2 protein-coding genes are annotated in these 1,377 nt (G+C 65.4%); both read left to right on the top strand.

Annotation, left to right across the window (positions count from 1 at the left end):
* The coding region (locus EV663_RS15510; RefSeq protein ID WP_243697999.1) for a sugar phosphate nucleotidyltransferase at window positions 1-348 on the top strand (348 nt) is incomplete at its 5' end.
* Between the two features lie 14 nt (window positions 349-362).
* Window positions 363-1,346, top strand: coding sequence for a UDP-glucose 4-epimerase GalE (gene galE, locus EV663_RS15515; protein ID WP_132953441.1), 984 nt, complete (start codon window positions 363-365; stop codon window positions 1,344-1,346).
* Window positions 1,347-1,377 lie beyond the last annotated feature (31 nt).

A 1,377-nucleotide genomic window follows, 5' to 3' on the forward strand; every position in this document is an offset into this window, starting at 1 on the left:
GGCGACCGGGTCACGGTGCGCGGCATGGTGGAAAAGCCCGCGGTCGAGGATGCGCCCTCCAACCTCGCGGTGATCGGGCGCTACATCCTGTCGCCCAAGGTTCTGGACAACCTCAACAAGAAGAAACAGGGCGCCGGCGGCGAGATCCAGCTGACTGACGCGATCGCCGAGGAAATCGACGGCGAGGGCGTTCACGGCTATCGCTTTGCCGGGCAGCGGTTCGATTGCGGATCGAAGGCGGGGTACTTGCAGGCAACGGTCGCCTTCGCGCTGGCGCGCGAGGAGTTGCATGACGAATTCGCCGATTACCTGCGCGACATCGTCTCTATGCCCCAGGCGGCGCAATAGGTCTGGTGGTGGGCATGCCCCACGTCCTGGTCACGGGCGGGGCCGGCTATATCGGCTCGCATGCCTGCAAGGTGCTGGCCCGGTCGGGCTATGTGCCGGTCACCTACGACAACCTCTCGACCGGCTGGCAAGAGGCGGTGCAGTTCGGGCCCTTCGAGAAGGGCGATCTGGAGGATCGTGCGCGGCTGGACGAGGTCTTTGCCAGATACGCGCCGGTTGCGGTGATGCATTTCGCCGCCTTCAGCCAGGTCGGCGAGGCGATGGCCAATCCCGGAAAATACTGGCGCAACAATGTCTGCGGGTCGCTGACCCTGATCGAGGCGGCGGTCGCGGCGGGTTGCCTGAACATGGTCTTTTCGTCGACCTGCGCGGTCTATGGCGACCAGGATGGTGTGACCCTGGACGAAGACAGCGCCCAGGCGCCGTTGAACGCCTATGGGGCCTCGAAACGCGCGATCGAGGACATGCTGCGCGATTTCGAGGCCAGCCACGGGCTGAACGCGGTGATCTTTCGTTATTTCAACGTGGCAGGCGCCGACCCGGATGCGCAGATCGGTGAAAACCACGTCCCCGAAACTCACCTGATCCCGGTCATGCTGGAGGCGATAGAGGGCAAGCGCCCGGCGCTGACCGTGTTCGGCACCGATTACGACACGCCCGATGGCACCTGCATCCGCGACTATATCCATGTCATGGACCTGGTGGATGCGCATGTTCTGGGGTTGAAATGGCTTGAGGCGGGCAAGGGCAGCGGGGTGTTCAACCTTGGCTCGGGCACGGGATACTCGGTGCGCGAGGTGATCGAGGCGGCCCGCGCCGTGACGGGCCGCGCGGTGCCCCACGAACAAGGTCCGCGCCGTGGTGGGGATGCCGTGCGGTTGGTTTCCGGCAGCCTGCGGGCCGAGCGCGAACTGGGCTGGCGGCCGCAACGCTCTGATCTCGGGGTGATGATCGCCGATGCGTGGAAATGGTACCAGCGCGGCCCCTATCGCCGCTAGACGGCCTGCGTGGCTGCTGGATGTCTCGCGC

The sequence above is a fragment of the Rhodovulum bhavnagarense genome, assembly GCF_004343505.1.
In the GTDB taxonomy this organism is placed as follows: Bacteria; Pseudomonadota; Alphaproteobacteria; order Rhodobacterales; family Rhodobacteraceae; genus Rhodovulum; species Rhodovulum bhavnagarense.